The sequence below is a fragment of the Streptomyces sp. H27-H1 genome, assembly GCF_026627445.1.
In the GTDB taxonomy this organism is placed as follows: domain Bacteria; phylum Actinomycetota; class Actinomycetes; order Streptomycetales; family Streptomycetaceae; genus Streptomyces.
The window spans coordinates 1-20,912 of record NZ_JAPNLJ010000063.1 but is presented as its reverse complement, the minus strand read 5'-3'; the positions used below and the strand labels follow the sequence as shown (position 1 = coordinate 20,912).

The 20,912-nt window shown below is 71.6% G+C and carries 21 protein-coding genes; 8 read left to right on the top strand and 13 right to left on the bottom strand.

The genetic code is table 11. The annotated features are described in order from the left end of the window. The first annotated feature begins 271 nt into the window (after positions 1 to 271). Positions 272 to 868, top strand: a complete 597-nt coding sequence (locus tag OTB20_RS37365) for a hypothetical protein (protein ID WP_267824394.1) — start codon at positions 272 to 274, stop codon at positions 866 to 868. A gap of 40 nt (positions 869 to 908) precedes the next feature. Here the strand turns inward: OTB20_RS37365 and OTB20_RS37360 are convergent, their stop codons facing one another. The 4 genes from OTB20_RS37360 to OTB20_RS37345 are packed head-to-tail and all read right to left on the bottom strand — an operon-like array spanning position 909 to position 4,503. Beyond that, a complete protein-coding gene (locus OTB20_RS37360) occupies positions 909 to 2,027 on the bottom strand; it encodes a hypothetical protein (protein ID WP_267824393.1) in 1,119 nt (372 codons plus the stop codon). 58 nt (positions 2,028 to 2,085) lie between these two features. Further along, positions 2,086 to 2,886, bottom strand: a complete 801-nt coding sequence (locus tag OTB20_RS37355; RefSeq protein WP_267824392.1) for an enoyl-CoA hydratase/isomerase family protein — start codon at positions 2,884 to 2,886, stop codon at positions 2,086 to 2,088. Beyond that, positions 2,883 to 3,338 (bottom strand): Zn-ribbon domain-containing OB-fold protein, encoded by a 456-nt coding sequence (locus OTB20_RS37350; protein ID WP_267824391.1) that lies wholly within the window; start codon positions 3,336 to 3,338, stop codon positions 2,883 to 2,885. The genes OTB20_RS37355 and OTB20_RS37350 overlap by 4 nt, the downstream gene beginning before the upstream one ends. A 13-nt stretch (positions 3,339 to 3,351) precedes the next feature. Beyond that, complete coding sequence (locus OTB20_RS37345) at positions 3,352 to 4,503, bottom strand: lipid-transfer protein (protein ID WP_267758295.1); 1,152 nt, start codon at positions 4,501 to 4,503, stop codon at positions 3,352 to 3,354. A gap of 101 nt (positions 4,504 to 4,604) precedes the next feature. On the opposite strand from OTB20_RS37345, the gene OTB20_RS37340 reads away from it, so the two are divergent. Beyond that, the gene (locus OTB20_RS37340) at positions 4,605 to 6,347 is read left to right on the top strand and encodes a FadD3 family acyl-CoA ligase (RefSeq protein ID WP_267824390.1); all 1,743 of its coding nucleotides are present in this window, start codon (positions 4,605 to 4,607) and stop codon (positions 6,345 to 6,347) included. Here the strand turns inward: OTB20_RS37340 and OTB20_RS37335 are convergent. The 4 genes from OTB20_RS37335 to OTB20_RS37320 form a co-directional block, all read right to left on the bottom strand. Next, positions 6,322 to 7,236: a helix-turn-helix domain-containing protein gene (locus OTB20_RS37335; protein WP_267824389.1), complete on the bottom strand. Its 915-nt coding sequence runs from the start codon at positions 7,234 to 7,236 to the stop codon at positions 6,322 to 6,324. The two genes, OTB20_RS37340 and OTB20_RS37335, sit on opposite strands and share 26 nt — an antisense overlap. A gap of 405 nt (positions 7,237 to 7,641) precedes the next feature. Next, entirely contained in the window at positions 7,642 to 8,295 is a 654-nt protein-coding gene (locus OTB20_RS37330) for a GNAT family N-acetyltransferase (protein WP_267824388.1), read from the bottom strand. Between the two features lie 97 nt (positions 8,296 to 8,392). After that, entirely contained in the window at positions 8,393 to 8,779 is a 387-nt protein-coding gene (locus OTB20_RS37325; RefSeq protein ID WP_267824387.1) for a DoxX family protein, read from the bottom strand. 57 nt (positions 8,780 to 8,836) lie between these two features. Beyond that, positions 8,837 to 9,307, bottom strand: a complete 471-nt coding sequence (locus OTB20_RS37320) for a carboxymuconolactone decarboxylase family protein (RefSeq protein ID WP_267824386.1) — start codon at positions 9,305 to 9,307, stop codon at positions 8,837 to 8,839. A gap of 188 nt (positions 9,308 to 9,495) precedes the next feature. Between OTB20_RS37320 and sigJ the strand changes: the two genes are divergently transcribed. Both sigJ and OTB20_RS37310 read left to right on the top strand, forming a co-directional pair. Then, positions 9,496 to 10,461, top strand: coding sequence for an RNA polymerase sigma factor SigJ (gene sigJ / locus OTB20_RS37315; protein ID WP_267824385.1), 966 nt, complete (start codon positions 9,496 to 9,498; stop codon positions 10,459 to 10,461). Positions 10,462 to 10,537: 76 nt separating this feature from the next. After that, positions 10,538 to 10,993: a GNAT family N-acetyltransferase gene (locus OTB20_RS37310; protein ID WP_267824384.1), complete on the top strand. Its 456-nt coding sequence runs from the start codon at positions 10,538 to 10,540 to the stop codon at positions 10,991 to 10,993. Here the strand turns inward: OTB20_RS37310 and OTB20_RS37305 are convergent. After that, positions 10,990 to 11,730 carry a class I SAM-dependent methyltransferase gene (locus tag OTB20_RS37305; protein WP_267824383.1) on the bottom strand — a complete coding sequence of 247 codons (741 nt, stop codon included), beginning with the start codon at positions 11,728 to 11,730 and terminating at the stop codon, positions 10,990 to 10,992. The genes OTB20_RS37310 and OTB20_RS37305 overlap by 4 nt on opposite strands. 121 nt (positions 11,731 to 11,851) lie before the next feature. Between OTB20_RS37305 and OTB20_RS37300 the strand changes: the two genes are divergently transcribed. Beyond that, entirely contained in the window at positions 11,852 to 12,658 is an 807-nt protein-coding gene (locus tag OTB20_RS37300) for an IclR family transcriptional regulator (RefSeq protein ID WP_267824382.1), read from the top strand. Between the two features lie 224 nt (positions 12,659 to 12,882). Here OTB20_RS37300 and OTB20_RS37295 read toward each other — a convergent pair whose 3' ends face one another. Then, on the bottom strand, positions 12,883 to 13,071 hold the full coding sequence (locus tag OTB20_RS37295) for a hypothetical protein (protein WP_267824381.1): 189 nt from the start codon (positions 13,069 to 13,071) through the stop codon (positions 12,883 to 12,885). Between the two features lie 163 nt (positions 13,072 to 13,234). Then, on the bottom strand, positions 13,235 to 16,291 hold the full coding sequence (locus OTB20_RS37290) for an AfsR/SARP family transcriptional regulator (RefSeq protein WP_267824380.1): 3,057 nt from the start codon (positions 16,289 to 16,291) through the stop codon (positions 13,235 to 13,237). A 153-nt stretch (positions 16,292 to 16,444) separates the two neighbouring features. Between OTB20_RS37290 and OTB20_RS37285 the strand changes: the two genes are divergently transcribed. From OTB20_RS37285 to OTB20_RS37275, 3 genes are all read left to right on the top strand, one after another. Further along, positions 16,445 to 17,665, top strand: a complete 1,221-nt coding sequence (locus OTB20_RS37285) for an amidohydrolase family protein (RefSeq protein WP_267758282.1) — start codon at positions 16,445 to 16,447, stop codon at positions 17,663 to 17,665. Between the two features lie 162 nt (positions 17,666 to 17,827). Next, positions 17,828 to 18,592 (top strand): hypothetical protein, encoded by a 765-nt coding sequence (locus tag OTB20_RS37280; protein ID WP_267824379.1) that lies wholly within the window; start codon positions 17,828 to 17,830, stop codon positions 18,590 to 18,592. Positions 18,593 to 18,682: 90 nt separating this feature from the next. Beyond that, positions 18,683 to 19,597: a trypsin-like serine peptidase gene (locus tag OTB20_RS37275; protein ID WP_267824378.1), complete on the top strand. Its 915-nt coding sequence runs from the start codon at positions 18,683 to 18,685 to the stop codon at positions 19,595 to 19,597. 109 nt (positions 19,598 to 19,706) lie between these two features. On the opposite strand, the gene OTB20_RS37270 is transcribed toward OTB20_RS37275, so the two are convergent. Together OTB20_RS37270 and OTB20_RS37265 are read right to left on the bottom strand one after the other, a co-directional pair. Beyond that, a complete protein-coding gene (locus tag OTB20_RS37270; protein WP_267824377.1) occupies positions 19,707 to 20,090 on the bottom strand; it encodes a VOC family protein in 384 nt (127 codons plus the stop codon). Between the two features lie 170 nt (positions 20,091 to 20,260). Beyond that, positions 20,261 to 20,701 carry an NUDIX hydrolase gene (locus OTB20_RS37265; RefSeq protein ID WP_267824376.1) on the bottom strand — a complete coding sequence of 147 codons (441 nt, stop codon included), beginning with the start codon at positions 20,699 to 20,701 and terminating at the stop codon, positions 20,261 to 20,263. Positions 20,702 to 20,912: the final 211 nt, after the last annotated feature.

The following is a 20,912-nucleotide window of genomic DNA, read 5'->3' as shown; positions in this document are numbered from 1 at the left end:
GCTACGCCCGCCCGCAGCGCACCGCACCCGGAGCCCTGCGGTACGGGGTGGGGGTTACGGGGCTCGAAGCGGCCGTCCGCTCCCACCGTCTCGGTGCCCGGTTACAGGTGCCCGGTTACAGGTGCCCGGTTACAGAGGACGGTCGCAGCCCTCTGCTTGACCACGGTGGTACGGAACGCCTCTTGGATGTCCGCCGCCGAAAGGCTGTACGACTCCGGGCGGTCGGCCCTTGATAGCGTGCCGCCGTTGTTTCCACGGGGAAGGAGTGGCCATGGCGGTCACAGGACGTCGGATCAGGCTCACGGCGGTACTGCTGGGTGTGGTGCTCGCGTTGACGGGGTTCTCGTCCACGGGCGGCAGCAGCGGCAAGAGCAAGAGCAGTGGCGGGGGCGGCTGTTCCAGCTCCAAGAGCAAGTCGAAGAAGAAGAGCTACAGCTACGGCAGCAGCACCGGCGGGAGCGGAGGCTCCGCGGCTTCGGCCACGCCCACTCCCACCGCGACCCGCCCGCCCGCGCATGCCGAGGTCGTCACCTGCGCCGGCCCGGGCGTGGCGAAGGCCACGGTCAAGGTCACCTCGGACTCGGCCGCCGCGTACACCTTCCGCGTGCCCCTGGTCTTCGAAGGAGCGGCCGGGCGGGTCGATTCCGGCTCCGTCGACCTCGCTCTCAAGGCGGGCGAGAGCCGGACGGTCGACCTGCCGATGACGAGCGCGGACAAGGCTGCGCAGGTCCAGCGCTGCGTCATCGGCACGATCGAGACCCGCCCGTCCCCGACGCCGACCTCGACGTCCTCCGGCTCCTCCGCCGATCTCCCGGACGGAAGGAAGACGAGCAAGCCGAAGCCCAAGTCCACGAGGAAGACCCGCTGAACCGCGGATCGTTGGGCCATGGCGTTTCGGCGCTACGCGGTTACGGGGTGACAACGACCCCGTCGACGCGGCTCGCGGCGATGAAGTGGGTGGCGTCGGCGAGTTCGTAGCGGGCGGACCAGTCGCCGCTCTGGGTGGCGGTGAAGGATTTGGTGAAGGTGCCGTCGGCGGCGGTCTTGGAGTAACCCATGACCTTCCAGGCCGTGGTTCCGGCCGGACGGAAGTAGTAGTGGACGCTCTGGCCGGCGAAGGGCTTCCAGGTGGGGTCGGCGTGGTCGAGGGTGCCGGTGACCGTGATCGGCTTGCCCTTCGTGACGGGCTCGGGGGCGGCGTCGAACCGCGGGAGGGCCGTCATGGTGCGGGCGATCTTGACGGCGGGGGTGACGGCGCCGTGGATCGCCGGGGTGCCGGCGTACCGGAGCCGTACGTAGCCGGGGCCCGGGTAGGGCGTGCTCTGCTTGATCGGCGCGATGGTGTTCGCGCCTGGCGTGGTGGGGACGTCGAAGCTCTTGCGGGTGGTCCAGCCGGTCTTGCCGTCCGCCGAGGTCTGGATGTCGACCTTGAGTGACGTGGTCCCCGCCGGGATCTCGCCGCGCCAGAAATTGCCCGACACCTCAACGGACTTGTCCGCGCCGACCGAGGCCGCGAAGGTGTGGAAGAACGCGCCCGCCGTGGTGTCCACCTTCACGGTCGTCTTGGAACCGAACCAGACCGAAAGGGGTTTGACGGTCGGGACGCCGTCCCCGCGGAGCTGCGTGGACAGGGTGAACCGGCCCGCGGCGTCCGTGAGGCCGTTCGTCCAGCCCGCCGCGCCGATCGGCATCCTGGTCGGTACGGGCTTCCACTGGCCGTCGGCGGACTTCCAGGTGGCCGTACCGCTGAGCGTGGCCCGTGTGCCGTAGGCGCCGGTCACGGTGGGGGAGTCCAGATCGACGAGCGCTTCCACGGGCGCCACGGGGACCGTCACGCCCTCGCTGTCCGAGCGGCCGTTCCGCTCGGTCGTGAGGCTGAACTCCACCTGGTTGCTGTCAGGGGCCTTGATGAAATCGGTGTGCGTGACCGGGAACTCGGCCTCGAAGTGGCCGTTCCCGTCGGCGGCCCCCGGCGTGGTGACAGAGCCCCTCTTGGCCGTGAACAGGGGACTGCCCAGCCGGTCCAATGGTTGTACGGGGAACCGCGGGATTCCGCGCTTCCCCCTACGCCCGCGCCTGCGGCCCTCACCGCACCCGCGGCTCCGGCCCCGCCCCGCGGCGCCCCGCGAAGAGCTCCGCCTGCCGCTCCGGCGGCAGGTTCCCCAGGGCCACCAGCCCGGGAGCCTGCGCCAGGGCCTGTTGCAGTGCGGCCTGCTTCGCCGCCCACAGGGACCGTACGGTGCCCTGCACGGCCTCCGTCGGGAAGCCGGCCAGGGTTTCGGCCGCCCGAAGGGCCGCCGGGAGCAGTGCCTCGGGCTCCGCCAGCTCCGAGACCAGGCCGATCTCGTACGCCCGCCGCGCGGAGAGCCGTTCTGCCGTGCCCATCAGGGACATCCGGGCGGCCTCGCCGAAGGGCATGCGCTGCGCCATGTAGATCGCCTCGTAGGCGCTGACCATGCCGTAGCTGGTGTGCGGGTCGAAGTACGTCGCGGACGCGGAGGAGATGATGAACTCCGACTCGCCCAGCAGGTAGAACGCCCCGCCGCAGGCCATGCCGTTGACGGCGGCGACCACCGGTTTCCACAGGTCGTTCGCCTTCGGGCCGATGGAGACGAGCGGGTCGTCCACCGAATACGGCGAGGAGGGCTGCGGCACCTCGGCGTTCCTGTCGATGCCGGTACAGAAGGCCGCCCGGCCGGCACCCGTCAGCACGATCGCCCGTACCTCGTCCTCGTAGCGGAACTCCCGCCACACCCGGGCCAGTTCGGCCGCCGTGCCCAGGTCGATCGCGTTGTGCTTGCGCTCCCGGTCCAGGGTGACGACCGCGACCCCGGTGGCCTTGTCCCGCTCCACGCGCAGGCCCGGGGCCGGGGAGGCGGCCGTCATGATTTCTCCAGCACCCAGCGCGGCACGGCGATCCCGCCGATCTCCGTGAACACCACCTGGACCCGCGCGCCGATCCGCAGCCGCGCCGGGTCCATGGAGTCCAGCGGGGCGTCGGCGGCGGTGACGAGGTTCCCGACGAGGCGGATCTGCGGGGCGTCGGCCAGCTCCACGAGGATCACGTTGTACGGGGCCTGCGCCGCGTACGCGGGCAGCAGCGGCGGGTGCGGCCGCACGTACGACCAGATCCGGCCCCGGCCGCTCATCAGGCGCCATTCGGAGTCGAAGGACCGGCAGTGCGGGCAGCAGGGGCGGGGCGGGAAGCGGAGTTTGCCGCAGTCGGGGGCCGCGCAGGCCTGGACGCGGAGTTCGCCTTGGGCGGCGTACTCCCAGAAGGGGGCTCCGTCCTCGTCGGGGACGGGGAGGAGGAGTTCGTCCGAAGCGGTGGTGGTCATGGTCTCCAGCTCCTCAGGCTCGCAGCAGGATGGCGGACGTGGGGACACCCTCGCCCGCCGTCACCAGGCAGGTCGCGGCGTCGGGCACCTGGGCGGTGGAGATGCCGCGCAGCTGCTTGACACCCTCGTTGATCAGGTTGAAGCCGTGGACGTATGCCTCGCTGAGGCCGCCGCCGCCGGTGTTGATGGGGAGCCTGCCGCCGATCTCCAGGGCGCCGCCCTCGGTGAAGGAGGCGCCTTCGCCGCGTCCGCAGAAGCCGTAGCCCTCCAGGGAGAGCGGGATCAGGGGGGTGAAAGCGTCGTAGATCTGGGCTACGTCCACGTCCTGGGGCCCGAAGTCGGCCTGCTTCCACAGGTGTCGGGCAGCGGTCCAGGCGGGGCCGGACAGGGGGTCGTCGTTCCAGTAGTTGACCATGCCGTGGTGCTGGGAGGGCAGGCCCTGGGCGACGGAGTGGACGTAGACGGGCTTTTGGCGGCAGTCACGGGCGCGTTCGGCGCTGACGATGACGCAGGCCAACGCCCCGTCCGTCTCGAGGCAGTTGTCGAAGAGGCAGAGCGGTTCGCTGATCATGCGGGCGGTCATGTACATCTCGCGGGTCAGCGGGCGCTCGTACATCATCGCGGCCGGGTTCTCGTTGGCCCGGTTGCGGCAGGCCATCGCGACGTTGAAGAGGTGGTCGCGGGTGGCGCCGTACTCGTGCATGTAGCGGCGGGCCAGCATGCCGATCTCGTCGGCGGGGCGCAGCAGGCCGAAGGGGCGCGTCCACTGGCCGGGGGTGGGGAGCTGGACGGCGGTGTTCTTCCAGGGGCGGGGGCCGGAGCCGCGTTTGCGCGAGCGCCAGGCGACGCCGACGTTGGCCTGCCCGGTGGCCACGGCGGCCGCGAGGTGGCCGACGGTGGCGCAGGAGCCGCCTCCGCCGTAGCCGATCTTGGAGAAGAAGGTGACGTCGCCGGCGCCGATGGCCTTGGCGACCTCGACCTCGTCGGTCTCCTCCATCGTGTAGGAGGAGAAGGCGTCGACCTCGGAGGGGTCGATGCCGGCGTCGGCGAGCGCCGCCAGTATGGCCCGGCAGGCCAGTTCCTTTTCGGACTGCGGCAGTTGTTTGGCAAAGGCGGTCTGCCCGATGCCGACTATCGCCGTAGCGTCCTTGAGCGTTGCCGCCATCGCCACCTCCGGGTATGCACCAGTACTGACAGCCGCGAAGGCTACAGCTAATCTGACGGATAGTCAGCTAGCGGTGCCGGCAACGCAGGGAGGGGCGGACGATGGACGCGGACGAGGGCGGGCACGTGGAGGTAGCCGAGGGTGCGGGCGTGGGTGCGGGCGCGGGTGCCGGAGCGGACGCGGGCACCGGTGCGGGCACCGGTGCGGGCGCGGGCCGGGCCGAGGACGGGGGCCGGCCCGAGGACGGCCGGGCCGATCTCCTCTGGACCTCCATCGGCGGCCTGGTGCGCGACGCCGCCGCCCGCTTCGCCGGCCGCGAGGCCGTGGTCGACGGCCGGGTCCGCATCGACTACGCGCAGCTCGGCGAACGCGTCGAACGCGCCGCGGCGGCCTGCATGGCCGCCGGGGTCGAGCCGGGGGACCGGGTCGCCGTCTGGGCGCCCAACACCCTCGAATGGATCGTCTCCGCCCTCGGCGCCGTCTCCGCGGGAGCCGTCCTCGTCCCCCTCAACACCCGCTTCAAGGGCTCCGAGGCCGCCTACGTCCTCCACCGCAGCCGCGCCCGCCTCCTCTTCGTCACCGGCACCTTCCTCGGCACCTCCTACGTCGCCTCCCTGCGCCGCGCCGCCGCCGACGGCGAGGGCTCCGGGCCGCTGCCCGGCCTTCCCCACCTGGAACAGGTCGTCGTGCTCTCCGAGGACGCCCCGGACTCCTTCCGCACCTGGAAGGAGTTCCTGGCCGGCGGCGACCAGGTATCCGCCGAGGCGGTGGCCGCCCGTACGGCGGCGGTCCCCGCCACCGCCCCCTCGGACATCATCTTCACCTCCGGCACCACCGGCAGCCCCAAGGGTGCGGTCATCACCCACGCCCAGTCCCTGCGCTGCTACGAGGTGTGGAGCGAGCTCGCCGGACTGCGCGAGGGCGACCGCTACCTGATCGTGAACCCCTTCTTCCACACCTTCGGCTACAAGGCCGGCGTCATCGCCTGCCTGATGCGCGGGGCCACGATGGTCCCCCAGCCCGTCTTCAACGTGGACACCGTCCTCGCCAACATCGCCGCCGAGCGGATCTCCGTACTCCCCGGGCCGCCCACCCTGCACCAGTCCCTCCTCGACCACCCCCAGCGCGACCACCACGACCTCTCCGCCCTGCGCCTGGTCGTCACCGGCGCCGCCGTGGTCCCGCTCCAGCTCGTCGAACGGCTCCGCGGCGAGCTGCGCATCGGCACCGTCCTCACCGCGTACGGGCTATCCGAGGCCAGCGGCATCGTCACCATGTGCCGACGGGGCGACCCGGCGGAGACCATCGCGGCCACCTCGGGCCGGGCCATCCCCGGGACGGAGGTGCGCATCGCCGGGCCGGACGGACTGCCGCAGCCCACGGGAGGGGCCGGCGAGGTGTGGGTACGCGGCCACAACGTCATGCGGGGCTACTTCGAGGACCCGGCCGAAACCGCCGAGGCCATCACCCCCGAGGGCTGGCTGCGCACCGGGGACGTCGGGGTGCTCGACGCCGCCGGGAACCTGCGCATCACCGACCGGATCAAGGACATGTTCATCGTCGGCGGGTTCAACGCCTATCCCGCCGAGATCGAGCAACTCCTCGGCCTGCACCCCGACATAGCCGACGTGGCCGTGGTCGGCATCCCCGATCCGCGCCTCGGTGAAGTCGGCAAGGCGTACGCGGTCCGCCGCCCGGGCGCGGTCGTCACGGCCGACGACCTGATCGCCTGGTCGCGCCGCGAGATGGCCAACTACAAGGTCCCGCGCGAGGTGGAGTTCGTCGCCGAACTCCCGCGCAACGCGAGCGGCAAGGTCCTCAAGCGGGAGCTCCGCATCCGCTGACGCACTCCTTGCACCGGCCGGGGGCGGGGGCCCGGAAGGCCCGGTCGCACTTGTCGCAGTTCTGCAGGGGATCCGGCGGTACGAAGGCGGGGGCACGCGGCAGCGGCGCGAGCGGCGGCGGCAGCTGCGCCGCCAGCCGGTGGGCGATCAGCCCGGCCGGGTTGCGCAGCGGACTCGGCGGGTTCGCCACGAGCACGGCGACCACCGCGTCCGCGTCCGCCCCGCGCTCGAGCCAGGCCTCGACCCCGCCCACGAGGTACCGGATGTCCCGCTCCCCGAGCAGCAGCCGGGGCTCGATCCGCCGCAGCCCGACCAGCACGTCCCGCGCCACCCGCCGCCGCCAGGGGTCGTCAGGCTCCCGCGGCACGGGCAGCCGGCTCACGACCGGCGCGGGCTGCGGCTGCGGTTCTTCCCGGGGCCCCGGTGCGCGCGGGTCGTCAGGAGGCATCGTGGCCGAAGCGTCCGCGGCGGGAACCGGCGGCACCACAACCGGCGGACTCACCGCCACCGGGGGCTCCGCGGCCTCCGCTGGCTCCACGACCGCCTCGGGAGCCGCTTGCTGCTCAGGCTCCTCAGGTTCCACGGGTTCCACGGGTTCCGCAGGGCCACTCCCGCCGCGAGGCGACGTGACGGCCGCCGCCCGGGGGTGATTGTGGGACACCGTATGGGTGACGATCCGCCCGCCGGGCAGGTTTTCCAGGGAGCGTTCCAGGTACCCGAACAGGACCAGCTCCCGGAGCCCCTTGGCGATGGCGGTCTCCCCGAGCGGAAGCCGCCTGACCAGGTCCTTGATGCCGATCGGGGTGCCGTTGGGCAGCGACTGGATGTAGATCCCGAGGATCCGGGCGACCGCCGACATCTCGGGGTGCTGGATCAGGTCGTTGCTCACGACGGTGAACCGTCCGGTGAGCCGGATGTTGGAGTGTCGAACCCCGTATGTCGAGCGCGCGGGCGAGGTAAAGTGCACCGAAGCCATAGGGAAGTTGCTGCTTCCTAGTTGGTCAGGCCCTCGTTCGGGATTCGTAGTCCCGACGGGGGCCGTCTTCATGTCTGACGTCTTGTCGGGGCCGAGCATATGCCAGACAACCACCTCCGATTCAAGGCGAGTTGCCCGATTCACCCGTGTGGGTGACCAGCTCCGCAGGGGGAGGCTGGAGGGGTCTGGCAAAGGGTGCTTTCGCATATTTCTTGGGCTAAAAAAAGGATCGAGCCCCACCGCGACGCGTCCGTCCGCGACCCGGGAGAAACGACACTCCTGCGCCCAAGTCGGGCGGGTCGGTGGCGCCTTGTCGGCTCACCGCGCGGCATCCGACGGCTCGTACCAGAGGCTCGCCATCGGGGAGCGCATGGTCCAGCCCAGCGAGGAGTAGAGCGCCCGGCCGTCGGGCGTGCCGACCAGGACTCCGGTCCTTGCCCCGGCCTCGTACGCGGTGCTCTGCAGGGCGCGCATCACCAGGCCGCCGAGGCCCTTGCGCCGGTGCTCGGCGGCGGTCTCGACCTGGTCGACCACGGCATGGGCACCTGCGTGGGCGATCTGTCCACGGGCGGCGAAGTGCCCGGCGCGCGTGCGGACCAGTACGCGGGTGACGCCGCCGCGGGTCCAACTGGTGAGCGTGTAACCGGCCGGCGTCTCGGGGCCCTCGGGTGTCAGGGGGCAGGTCATCAGGAAGCCGGGAACGTCGCTCCGCCAGCCATGCCCGACCCAGGGCAGGACGGCCTCGTCCTCGGCGAACAGCTTCAGCCACGTCCCGGACGCGCTCGTCGCCGCGACGATCTTGCGCACGTCGGCCTCGGAGGGCTCCGGCAGCACGTGCCGGGCGACGTGCTTGGACTGTCCGACGTCGATCGTCCACCCCCACGGCTCGCCGATCGGGTCCGAGCCGCCGCGCGAGACGACCCAGCCGTCGATCCACATCCGTACGAGTTCACTGATCCCGGTGTCCCGCATCGCCGCGCGCCCCTTGAATGGTAATAGGTGATCTAGCCTAACGAACCTTACGCACCAGGGGTGGGGTCTGACTAGAGGAGCAGGGCGCTCCGGCCGGTCAGCCGGTGAAGGATTCGGGGCCGAAGCGACCCCAGGCCACGAAGGCGGCCAGCAGGACGTAGGCCAGGTCCACCACCACGTACGTGGTCTCGTGGCGGCGGAGCCGGACGAGCGTCGCACCCAACATGAGCAGAACCAGGCCGAGCGCGGCCAGGGGGACCAAAACCGGGGCGATGTCGAGTACGGCGGGGAGGACCAGCCCCGCCGCGGCCAGCATCTCCACGGCTCCGATGGCCTTCACGCTCCGGGCGTCGAAGTCCTCGACCCACTTCGCGCCGGCGCCGCTGGCGGCCATTTTCTCCTTCGGTGTGAACGCCTTGAACGCGCCGCCGAGCAGGTAGGCGACGGCGAGCAGTCCGGTGACGATCCACAGCGCGATGTTCATGGGGTCGGTCCTTGTGGGGTTGCGGGGCTGGGGTGGGGATCGGCGTTGGGGCGGGGGTCAGTGCTGGCCGGGCTGGTAGTCGCCGGCGGGGGTCTGGACGATGACGTTGCCGCGGTTGAAGGCGTTGATGACGGCGATCTGGGTCACCAGGGCGGCGAGCTGGTCCTCGTCGAAGTGCTTGGTGGCGTTCGCCCAGACCGCGTCGCTGACGCCGCCGGCCGCGTCGGCGATGCGGGTGGCGTCCTCGGTCAGTTCCAGGGCGGCGCGCTCGGCGTCGGTGAACACCGTGGCTTCCCGCCAAGCCGCGACCAGGTGGAGGCGTACCACGGTCTCACCGGCGGCCGTGGCCTCCTTGGTGTGCATGTCGACGCATCCGGCGCAGCCGTTGATCTGGCTGGCGCGGAGCATCACCAGCTCGCGGGTCGAGGCCGGCAGGGTCGACTCCCCGAGCACCTTGCTCGCGGCGATGATGTGCTTCCACGCCTTGAGCGCGACCGGGTTGGCGAAGAGGTTCAGGCGAGCGGTCATGGTGGATTCCTTTGTCGTTGTCGGTGGTTCGCTGTTCGTCTGTGCTGTTGTCCCTCTAAGACAGGGCACCCCCGCGCCCTGTGACAGGAGGGCGGTGTGAGCCACGCCACAGGGAGCCGATCAAGATCGACAAGGTGGGTGGCTCGGATAGCCTGCGGACGTCGTGCACGAGTCGGGGGAGGGGTTCCGTGCGGGAATCAACGGATGTGACGGGTACGGGAGATGTGGCGGACGCGGTGGGGTACCGGCCGCTGCTGTTCTCCATCGCCTACGGAATGACCGGGTCCGTGGGTGACTCGGAGGACATCGTCCAGGACGCGTTCCTCGGGCTCACCAAGGCCCACCAGGCAGGGACCGAGATAGCCGCCCCGAAGGCGTACCTGACCACCTCGGTGACGCGGCTCGGGATCAACCACCTGAGTTCGGCGCGCGTGCGGCGGGAGACGTACGTGGGGGAATGGCTGCCCGAGCCCGTCGTCGTGACCACCGACCGGCCGGGACCGGCCGAACACGCCGAACTGGCCGACTCCCTCTCGATGGCCTTCCTCGTCCTGCTGGAAGCGCTGTCGCCGGTGGAGCGGGCGGTGTTCATGCTCCGCGAGGTGTTCGGGTACGACTACCCGGAGGTGGCCCGGAGCACCGGCAAGTCCGAGGCGAACTGCCGTCAGATCTTCGCCCGCGCCAGGAAGCGCATCGCCACCGGAGGGCAGGCGGCCGACGTCGCCCCGCCCCCGGCCCGACGGGCGGAGGGCGAGGAGCTCGCCCGTACGTTCTTCGAGGCCGCGGCGGGCGGTGAGATGGACGCGCTGCTCACCATGCTCGCGCCCGACGTCGTCTGGCACGGGGACGGCGGCGGCAAGGCACGGGCGGTCGCGAAGTCGGTCACCGACCCGCTGCGCGTCGGACAGTTGCTCATCGGCGGACTCCGCCGGCTCCGCTCCCTCGGTGCCTCACTGCGCCCGGCCCTGATCAACGGCCGCCCGGGTGCCCTGATCGTCGATGCCGAGGGCCGGGTGGCCAGCGCGGTCGAGCTCGACGTGGTCGACGGCGCGGTCCGGGCGATCCACGCGGTGTCCAACCCCGACAAGCTCGCCCACCTCGGCCCGGTCTCCGACATCGGCCGCCTGCCGGAGGAACGCAAGCCCGGGAAGTGACGGCGGGCGGGCGGGCGGAGGTCCGGTGGAGAAATCAGGATGCGTCAGGATCGCTCGTCTGCGAGAGTCGCGCGCTGTGAACAGTGCTGATCTCGTGTTCCGGCGTGCGGATGCCTCCGATGCGGCCGCCATAGCCGATGTCTGGCTGCGTTCCTTCACCGCGGCCCTGCCGACCGTGCGTCGCGCGCACGGTGACGACGAGGTGCGGGGCTGGTTCTCCCACGTGGTCGTGGTGCGGTACGAGACCTGGGTGGCCGTCGCCGCGGGCTCTGTGATCGGGCTCCTGGTCCTCGACGGTGACGAGCTCGAGCAGCTCTACCTCGATCCGTCGTGGCGCGGCCGGGGTGTGGGCGACCGGTTCGTGGAGTTGGCCAAGCAGCTGCGGCCCGACGGACTGGGACTGTGGACGTTCCAGGTCAACCGCCCGGCCCGACGGTTCTACGAGCGGCACGGTTTCCTGGCGGTCGAGTACACCGACGGACTGCGCAACGAGGAGCACGAGCCGGACGTCCGCTACGCCTGGCAGTCCTAGCGGGGCGCCTCCGCCCCCCGCCGCGCCACCACCAGCCGCCAGCTGGGCGTTCCGTCCGGGCGGCGGCCGAAGTGGTGCAGGGGGAGGGTCTCCACCGTGAAGCCGGCGGCGCGGAGGTCCGTGCGGACCGGGCCGAAGGGGAAGGTGCGGTAGTACATGACGAACGGCGGGCGCCAGACGGCGTTGCGTACGCGCATCGCCGCGTCGAAGCCGGCCAGGGCCCACCAGGCGGGGCGGCTCGGCGGGATGGGTGCGCCGATGGGGAAGGCGAACACCCCGCCGGGCCGCAGCGCCGCGTGCACCCCGGAGAAGACGGCGGGGCGTTCGGCCGGGAGGAAGTGGCCGAAGGCGCCGAAGCTGACCGCCACATCGTAAGAGTTGTCGAGCGCGGCCGGCAGGGCCCGCGCGTCTGCCCGTAGGAGGTCCACCCGCTTCTCGGGGTGGGCGAGTCCGGCCTCGGCCAGCATGCCCGAGCTCAGGTCAACGCCGGTCACCCGGCCCCGGCAGAGCCGCTGCAGCATGCCGAGCCCCGCGCCGGTGCCGCAGCACACGTCGAGCCCGGTGTCGAAGGTGCCCTCGTGGCGGGCGAGCGTCTCCTCGACCGCGTCGAGCATCCGGTCGGGGGTGCGGAAGGGCGTCCGGTCGAACTTGGGGGCCAGCAGGTCGTAGCCCCGCTCGATGGAGGACAGGGCCTGTACGGCCAGTTCGCGGAGGGTCGGGCCCTGGGAAGTGAACACACGGTCAGCCTAGTGAGCGAGGGCTCCTGTGCCTGGCATTTCGGGTCCTTCGGCCCAGGGCAAAACGGGCATCCGGTGACGTAGGGTGAATCGATCCATTTTGCCAACCCTTGGGGATTTCGTGGTCAACGCCATACTGGGCGAGGTGCCGGGACCGCGCGTGGGCCGGAGCTCCACGGCCGGCAGCGCTCTGGAGAAGACCCTGCGCATCACGGAGGCGCTGACCGTGTTCGGCGGGCCGCACCGGCTCGCGGAGCTGTCTGCCGCCGCCGGGGTCCCCAAGTCCAGCACCTACCGGATCCTGGTCTCCCTCGTGGAGCAGGGCTACGCCGTCACCGACGGCGAGGGCCGCTACGGAGTCGGCCTGCGCCTGCGCACCCTGGCCGCCGAGGTCTCCACCGACCGGCCCGAAGGCATCGTCGAGCTGCTCGAATTCCTTCAGAAGTGCACCGGCCAGGCCGTCCACCTGGCACTGCGCAGCGGCCACGCCCTCACCTGCATCCGCAAGGTCGAGAGCACCCAGCCCTACCGCACCACCTCGCGCGTCGGCATGCGGATCCCCCTGCACGCCACCGCGATCGGCAAGGCCGTCCTGGCACACCTGCCGCCCGAAGAGGTCGAGTCCGTCCTGCGCGCCACCGGGATGCCCGCCCTGACCCGGCGGACCCTCACCGACCGTGAGCGCCTGACGGACGAACTGCGGACGGTCCGGGTGCGCGGCTACGCCGTCGACGAGGAGGAGTACGAGCCCTCGATGCGCTGCCTGGCCGTGCCGGTCTTCGACCGTGCGGGCGTGCCGGTGGGCGGAATCGGTCTGACCGCCGCCACCTTCCTCGGCACACGGGCGGAGCTGGAGCGGCTCTCGCCGGCGCTGCTGGAGGCCGGGCGGGGCGTGCAGCGGCTGCTCCAGCTCGGCGGAGTCAACTGACCGTCCCGCCCATGCCCGCGCCCACCCACGCGCCCACACCCACGCACACGCACGTGCGGCGGCCGCGGTGGTCCCCCTCCTGGCCACCGCGGCCGCCGTTCCCCCGTGCACCCCGTTGGTCCCCCGTGACCCCCGGTCCCCCGTGGTACGTCCTGCGGTACGGCCCGGGCCCCCGTTTCCCCCGTGTTCCCGGGCCGTACGCGTCTGTGAGACCTGCCCCCGACCTACAGGCCGGGACCGGCCGCGTGGTTGTCCATCGTCACGATGTCCTCATCCGCGGCGTGGTTGTCGAGCGGTTTGATCTCCACGCCCGCCGCGTGATTGTCCAGCGGCTTGATGTCGACATCCGACGTGTGATCGTCGAGCGGTTCGGTGGCAGCGTCGGTCGGCAGGACGTTCTCGTTCGTCGTCATCGAATCTCCTGATGGTGGGTAGGACCCGTTCGGCGATTCCCCCGAGGATCGCCGAACGGGTGGTCCTCCAGCCGACCCGGCTCCCCCCCCGGCACGTCGGGTCGATGAACCCCATTCTGGTGGGCGGCGATAAACGAACGATGAACGCCTCGTTCAGTGGGGCTCAGGCGGCGATCTCCGCCGCCAGCAGGGCCCGTACCTCGGTCAGTTCCTGTGACCCCAGCTGCGTGAACACCACCTCGGCGTCCCGCCAGCACACCCGCGCCCGGTCGCGTTGCCCCAGTTGTCGCAGCGCCCTGCCCAGCACGGTCAGCACCCTGGCACGGTTCCACTCGCCGCCGATCCCCCGCAGGGCGATGGCCTGCTCGGCGTGCGAAGCGGCCAGCGTCGGCCGGCGCGCGGCCAAGTGGACCTTGGCGAGGCGGAAGTGCGTCACGCCCTCCCACAACGGCTGCCGGTTCTCGTGGAACAGCGTGAGCGCCTTGCTGAGCTGGGAGTGCGCCTCGGAGAGCCGGTCGGCCTGGGTGAGGGCGATGCCCAGCGCGTAGCGGCCGTTGGCCAGGCGCAGGGTGAGTCCCATCCGGTCGTAGATGGCGATGCCCTGCTGGGCGAGTTCGATGGCGCTGGTGAGCCGGTCCTGCTCCACGTGGATGCGGGAGAGGTTGCACAGGGCGCTGGCCTCGCCGACGTAGTTGGCGTCGGCCCGGAAGTTTGCGATGGCCTCCAGCAGGTGCCTCTCGCCGTCGTCGTAGCGGCCCTCGTAGATGGCGATGATGCCCCGGTCGTTGGGGGCCCAGCAGCTGGGCAGTACGTCGCCGGCGGCGCGGGCGAGCAGCGTCGCCTGGCGGGCCTCGTCATCGGCCTCGGCGAAGCGGCCCGCGACCAGATGGGTGTTGGTCAGGGTGGTACGGGCGCGGCCCTCGGCGTACGGGTCCTTCGTGGCCTGCGCGGCGTCCCGCAGTGCGGCGGCGGCCGACTCGTACTGCTTGGAGTTGGCGCCCGACTCGGCGAGGTCCTTGGCCGCCCACAGCAGGTCAACGGCCCGGCGCAGCACGTCGGATGCGCCGTCCGGCCCGGGCGGGCGCGCGGCGGCCTGCCGTACGCACGCGAGCAGCGGGTCGGCCTCGGCGTACAGCCAGTCCTGGGCGGAACGCGGCTCGGTGAAGACCAGACCGGGGTAGCGGGTGGCCGACAGGTGGGCGACGAGCCGGTCGCCGGGCCGCTCCAGGCCGTACACGCCGGCGGCGGTGGCCAGGTAGAAGTCGAGGAGCCGGTCGAGGGTGGCGTCGCGCTCGCTCGGCGGCTGCTCGTCGCGCTCGGCGCATGCACGCGCGTAGAGGCGTACGAGGTCGTGGAAGCGGTACCGGCCGGGCGCGGCCGATTCGAGGAGGGAGCAGTCGACTAAAGCCTCGAGCAGGTCCTCGGTGTCGTGCTCCGGCCGGTCGAGTACGGCCGCTGCGGCCGCGAGGGAGATGTCCGGTCCGTCGGGCAGCCCCAGGAGGCGGAACGCGCGCTGCTGGGCGGGCTCCAACTGGCCGTAGCCCAGCTCGAACGTGGCCTTGACGGCGAGGTCGCCGGCCTGGAGCTCGTCCAGGCGGCGGCGCTCGTCGGCGAGTTTGGCGGCGAGGACGGAGACGGTCCAGGTGCGGCGGGCGGCGAGCCGGGAGGCGGCGATGCGGATGGCCAGCGGCAGGAACCCGCAGGCGCCGACCACGTCGAGGGCGGCCTGCCGTTCGGCGCCCACCCGCTCGGCCCCGACGATCCGGGTGAACAGCTGGAGGGCCTCGTCGGGGCTCATCACGTCGAGGTCGACGAGGTGCGCGCCGGCCAGGCCGGCCATGCGGACCCGGCTGGTGACGAGGGCGGCGCAGCCCGCGGTGCCCGGGAGCAGCGGGCGGACCTGGGCCGCGTCGCGGGCGTTGTCGAGGACGACCAGGACGCGGCGGCCGTCGAGGGTGGAGCGGTAGAGCGCGGCCCGTTCGGCGGGGGAGTCGGGGATGGAGGTGTCGGGGGTGCCGAGGGCGCGCAGGAAGGAGCCGAGGACGGCCTCGGGCTCGGCGGGGCGGGCCTCGGTGCCCTGGAGGTCGACGTAGAGCTGTCCGTCGGGGAAGTGCGGGCGGGCGGCGTGCGCGACGTACACGGCGAGGGTGGTCTTGCCGACGCCGCCGATCCCGGCGAGCGCGGAGACGGCCATGACCTGGCTCTCGGCGCCGGTGAGGATCTCGCCCAGGTCCCGGACGAAGCTGGAGCGTCCGGTGAAGTCGGCCACGGTGGCAGGCAATTGGGCGGGCCTCACGTGTGCGGGGGCGGAGGCCGGTGCGGGGTCTCCGGCGCGGGCGAGTTCGGAGTCGGCGCGCAGGATGCGCTGCTGGAGCTCGGCCAGTTCGGGGCGCGGGTCGACGCCGAGTTCGTCGGCGAGGAGCCGGCGGGTGTCGGCGTAGACGGCGAGGGCCTCGGCCTGGCGTCCGCTGCGGTAGAGGGCGAGCATCAGCAGCTCGCGCAGCCGCTCCCGCAGGGGGTGGGCGGCGGTGAGCGCGGTGAGCTCGGAGACGGCCTCGGCGTGGTGACCGAGCTCCAGGTCCAGGTCCAGGCGGGTCTCCAGCAGCTGGAGGCGCCATTCGGCGAGCCGGGTGCGTTCGGTGTCGGCGTGCGGTCCGGGTACGCCGGCCAGCGGTTCGCCGTCCCACACGTCCAGGGCGCGGCCCAGCAGCGTACGGGCGAGCGCGCGGTCGCCCTGCCCGGCGCGGGCGGCCTCGGCGTCGGCGGCGAGCGCGCGGGCGATGCCGAGGTCGAGTGCTTCGGGGCGGGGCAGGTGGATCGCGTAGCCGCCGGACTCGCTGACGAGGAGCCCGGGGTCGAGGATCTTGCGCAGGCGGGAGGCGTACGTACGGATGGTCGCGAGGGCCTGCTGCGGCGGGTCCTCGCCCCAGATGGCGTCGATGAGCTCGGGAGCGGTCGCGGTCCGGCCGTCGCGGAGCAGCAGCACGGCGAGCAGCGCCCGCTGCTGCGGGGTCCCGGAACTCAGCACCTCGGCGCCGCGCCAGGCCCGGATGGGCCCGAGTACGGAGAACCGGTTGCCCGCGGCGGTGGGGGGCTGGGCCGGCGCGGGCTCGTGCCCGGCGTTGGCCGCTTCGACCCCGGGATCCGCGGCGGCGGCGATGGCGGTGTCACCGGACTCGGGGTGGTTCCGCTGGTGCGGGATGGCCGGTGTGCCGTCCATCTGGTCTCCCCCCTGCCTTCCATAGGTGTAAGGGCCAGTCTGCCCTGTGTCGCGCGTACACGTCAGTCCGTAACGGACCCAGTCCGTACGGATCCCAAACCCGGCCCCTCCCAACCAGCTGACGGTTCGTCAGATTGGCGCTACCGTGAGGACATGGAGACCTTCCCGAAGATCATCTCGGTGGACGACCACACGGTTGAGCCCCCTCACGTCTGGCGGGACCGGCTCCCGTCCAAGTACCACGACATCGGCCCCCGCGTCGTCCGCGCCCCCCTGAAGGAAATGACCTTCCTCGGAGGCAAGTTCGCCCCCGTCATGGGGGCCAAGGGAGACGACGGACCGATAGGCGACTGGTGGGTGTACGAGGACCTGCACCGACCCCTCACCCGCCTCGACACGGCCGTCGGCTACGACCGCGACGAGATCAAGCTCGAAGTCATCACGTACGAGCAGATGCGCCCGGGCTCCTTCTCGGTTCCCGACCGGCTCGCCGACATGGACGTCAACCACGTCCAGTCCGCCCTCTGCTTCCCGACCTTCCCGCGCTTTTGCGGACAGACCTTCACCGAGGCCAAGGACCGCGAACTGGGCCTGCTCGGCGTGCGCGCCTACAACGACTGGATGGTGGAGGAGTGGTGCGGCCCCGACGCCGCCGGCCGCCTCATCCCGCTCACCCTCGTCCCGCTCTGGGACGCCCGCCTCGCCGCCGCCGAAGTCCGCCGCAACGCGGCCCGCGGCGTCCGCGCGGTCGCCTTCTCGGAGATCCCGCCCCACCTCGGGCTCCCCTCCATCCACACGGACGAGTGGGACCCCTTCCTGGAAGCGTGCAACGAGACCGGCACGGTCATCGCCATGCACATCGGATCCTCCTCGCGCATGCCCTCCACCTCGGCGGACGCCCCGCCGGCCGTCGGCTCCACCATCACCTTCGCCAACTGCTGCTTCTCGATGGTGGACTGGCTGATGAGCGGCAAGTTCGAACGCTTCCCGAACCTCAAGATCATGTACGCGGAGGGCCAGATCGGCTGGATCCCGTACATCCTCGAGCGGGCGAACGTCGTCTGGGAGGAGAACCGAGGCTGGGGCGGCGTCGCCGACAAGGTGCTGCGCCCGCCGTCCGAGCTCTTCGCGGAACACGTCTTCGGCTGCTTCTTCGACGACGCCTTCGGCCTGAAGAACCTGGACTCCATCGGCGTCGCCAACGTCCTCTACGAGACCGACTACCCCCACTCGGACTCCACGTGGCCCAAGTCGCGCGAGGTGGGCGAGTCCCAGATGGGCCACCTGGCCCCGGACGTGGTGGACCGCATCGTGCGCGGCAACGCGATCGATTTGTTGGGCCTGACCCCGGAGGGCCTCTGGCCGGGGGCGTAACGAGGCGGCCGGCCGGCCGTAGGCGATGGGCGGCGGCCCCGGGGAACCCTCCCGGGGCCGCCGTTCGGCCGCTGCCCTCCCTTCGGCTGATACGGGGTCCGCCCGACCGGTCGAGTGCGAGACTCGGTGGGAACGTGACGGTCGATCCGAGGAGTTCAGGGAATGGCAACAGGCGCCTACGAAGGGCTGGTTCCGGAACCAGCCGCACGCGGACAGCGAGTCCTCGACCTCCTGGACAAGGCGATAGGCGCGCAAAGCCCGCTGGTGCGCAAGAACGTCGCCCGAGCCCGCCAGCGGAACCCGCAGGCGACACCGGCAGAGGTGGTCCGCACTCTGGAGCGGATGTACGTCAGCGCCCTGACCGGGACGGGCGCCGCGGTGGGAGGCGCCGCGGCCGCGCCCGGCGTCGGCACGGGAGTCGCACTGGCGCTGACGGCGGGCGAGGTCCTGTCGTCCCTCGAGCTGAGCGCCCTCTTCGCGCTGTCGATCGCCGAGGTCCACGGCGTACCCATCGACGAGGTCGAGCGCCGCCGGACGATCGTGTTGGGAATCATGCTCGGGGGGTCCGGCTCCGCCACCATCACGAAAATGGCCGAGCGTACGGGACAGCACTGGGGGCGACAGGTCGTCGCCAAGGTGCCCATCGAGACGTTGCGCCAGATCAACAAGATCTTGGGGACGAACTTCATCACGAAGTACGGGACCAAGCAGGGCATCATCGTTCTCGGCCGGGTGGCACCGTTCGGCATCGGAGCGGTGATCGGCGGTGGCGCCAACGCCGCCATGGCCACACTGGCCGTACGGGCCGGGCGCCGGGCGTTCGGCCCGGCTCCGGAGTCGTGGCCGGGGCAGATGAGCAGTGCACCGCCGCCGTCCGAGGGCGTGAGGGCGGACGCGCCCGAGGGCGTGCGCCAGGAAGCGCCCTAGACGGTCCGGAGCCAGGCGGGGATCCGCCGGTACGCCGCTTGCGGTGGTCGCTGCGGGCAAGGCATGCTTCGCCGCGGCACAGTGGGGGGGGTGTCTGTGGTGGACAAGCGGACGGTGGGGACCACGGTGACCGTGGTGATGTGCGTGGTGGCGGCCCTGGGCGCGTCCGCGGCCATGACGCAGGTGGTACCGGCCGACGACGGCAAACCCGCCGCGCACGCGAAGACCACGCCGCCGACTCCCCCGACCACCCTCCCGTCACCATCGCGATCCCCTGCGCGTTCCGCCGGGCCTTCCACCGGGCCTTCCACCGCACCTTCCGCGAAGGAAGCACCGCTGCCCGGCGGCCAGACCCCCGGGCCGTCGAGTTCGGCCCGAGTGCCGGGCGGGCATGCAGGCTTCACCGGGACACTGTTCGAGGGCGAGGTGACCGGCGACCACTTCTGCACGGCGACCGTCGTGCACAGCCCCGGGCGGAACCTGATCGTCACGGCCGGCCACTGCCTACTGGCCGGCCGGGCCGGTGAAGGCGGCGCCGACTTCGCACCCGCGTACGCCGACGGGCGGGCCCCGTACGGCACCTGGAAGATCGCGGAGGTCTTCGAAGACCCCCACTGGTCCGACGAGACGAACGACGACTACGACCTCGCCTTCGCCCGCCTCGCCCCCGACGCCTCGGGCCGCAACATCGAGGACGTCACCGGCGCCGCCGTACTGGACACCACGGGCCGCACGGACGAGGCGGTCACGGTGACGGGCTACCCGGCGGACCGCAAGGTCCCGCGCACCTGCACGTCCCGCGCGGTCCGGCTGACGGCAACGGAACAGCGCTTCGACTGCGCGGACTTCCCGGTCGGCACGAGCGGCAGCGCATGGATCGCCGGCGACGGAAAGATCATCGGGGTCCTGACGGGCGGGGACACGGACGACGTCTCGACGAGCACGATCCTGAACGACTACGCGGCGGCGCTGTACACGCGGGCGACGGGCGGAGCCGCGGGGTGAGTGGCGGGGAGCGGCGCAGTCGCGGACTGGTGGACTGGGGCATGCCGTGTAGCGAGCCCTTGTCACCGGCCGTCATGGGAACGGGCCCAGCCGGGACGGCGTGTGAGCGTCAGGTATTCATGGCCGCTCGGTCGGACTCACTGCGCAGAACGCAGAACTCGTTGCCTTCAGGATCGGCAAGGACTGCCCAGCCGGAACCATCGGGATTCCGATGGTCGGCGACAAAGGCGGCGCCCAGGCCCAACAGCCGGTCCACTTCCTGATCGCGCGAGGTCTCGGGGCGCAAGCACAGATGGATCCGGTTCTTGACCGTCTTGGCCTCGGGCACCTGGTTGAAGTACAGCACCGGGCCCTCCGCCAGCTGCACCTGAGTCTCCAGGGCGCCCGGCCCGTCCTCCGGATGCAGCGGACGGCCGGTCACGCTGCTCCAGAACCGAGCGAGCTCGTAGGCATCCGCACAGTCGATCGCCACGTTCTGCAATATCGAGACCATGCCCGCACCCTTCCCGATCTTCGCGCGGAACGCCAAACGCCAAACGCGGAACGCCGAACGCCGAACGCCGAACGCCAACGGGCTGGGGATTCCTGCGGGGCCCCGGGCGCGGCCGAACTGCTCGTGTTCGTCCGGGGGAGGTCCGGGGCCTTGCCGCGCTGATCGGGTCGTCAGTTGAGGAATCCCAGATGCACGGGCGCGGTGGGGGCTTCGTTGAGCAACTCGGCCAGCCGCGGGGGCCACAGCGCTTCCCCGAGGGTGGCGAGGTTCTGCCGGGGCAGCCAGCGCCAGTGGGCTTCGGGATACTCCGGGACGGGATCGCGGTGCGGGCCCGTAGTGACGTAGATGTGCTCGTGCTGGCGCACGGGGATGCCCTGGTGGGTGAAGTCGTGCTCCCAGGTGCAGAGCAACCGCTCGGGCTCGAGATCCGTCCAGCCCGTCTCCTCCCGCAACTCCCGCCGGACGCAATCCTCGGGCGTCTCCCCGGGATCGATGCCACCGCCGGGCGGCAACCAGTGGACGCCGACTTCCACGTTGTTCTCGCGGAACAGGAACACGGATCCGGCGGGGTTGAGGACGACAATTCTTGCTGCCTGCCGTGGAATTCGCATCAGACCAGCGTACGACGGGGGGTGTGGGGACGGGAGGGGTTGGACGGGTTTGGGGGGTGGGGATGGGCGGCTTGTGCTGCGGGCTGGTCGGGGGCTGCGTGAGTGCCGGTGGGCGTCCCGGGAGTCTTGTGTCCTTCCGTGGTGGGACGGCCCGTCAAGGGCGCTCCCTGCGGTCGCGTCGCTTCGCGATGGCCTTCGGCCACCCTTGACG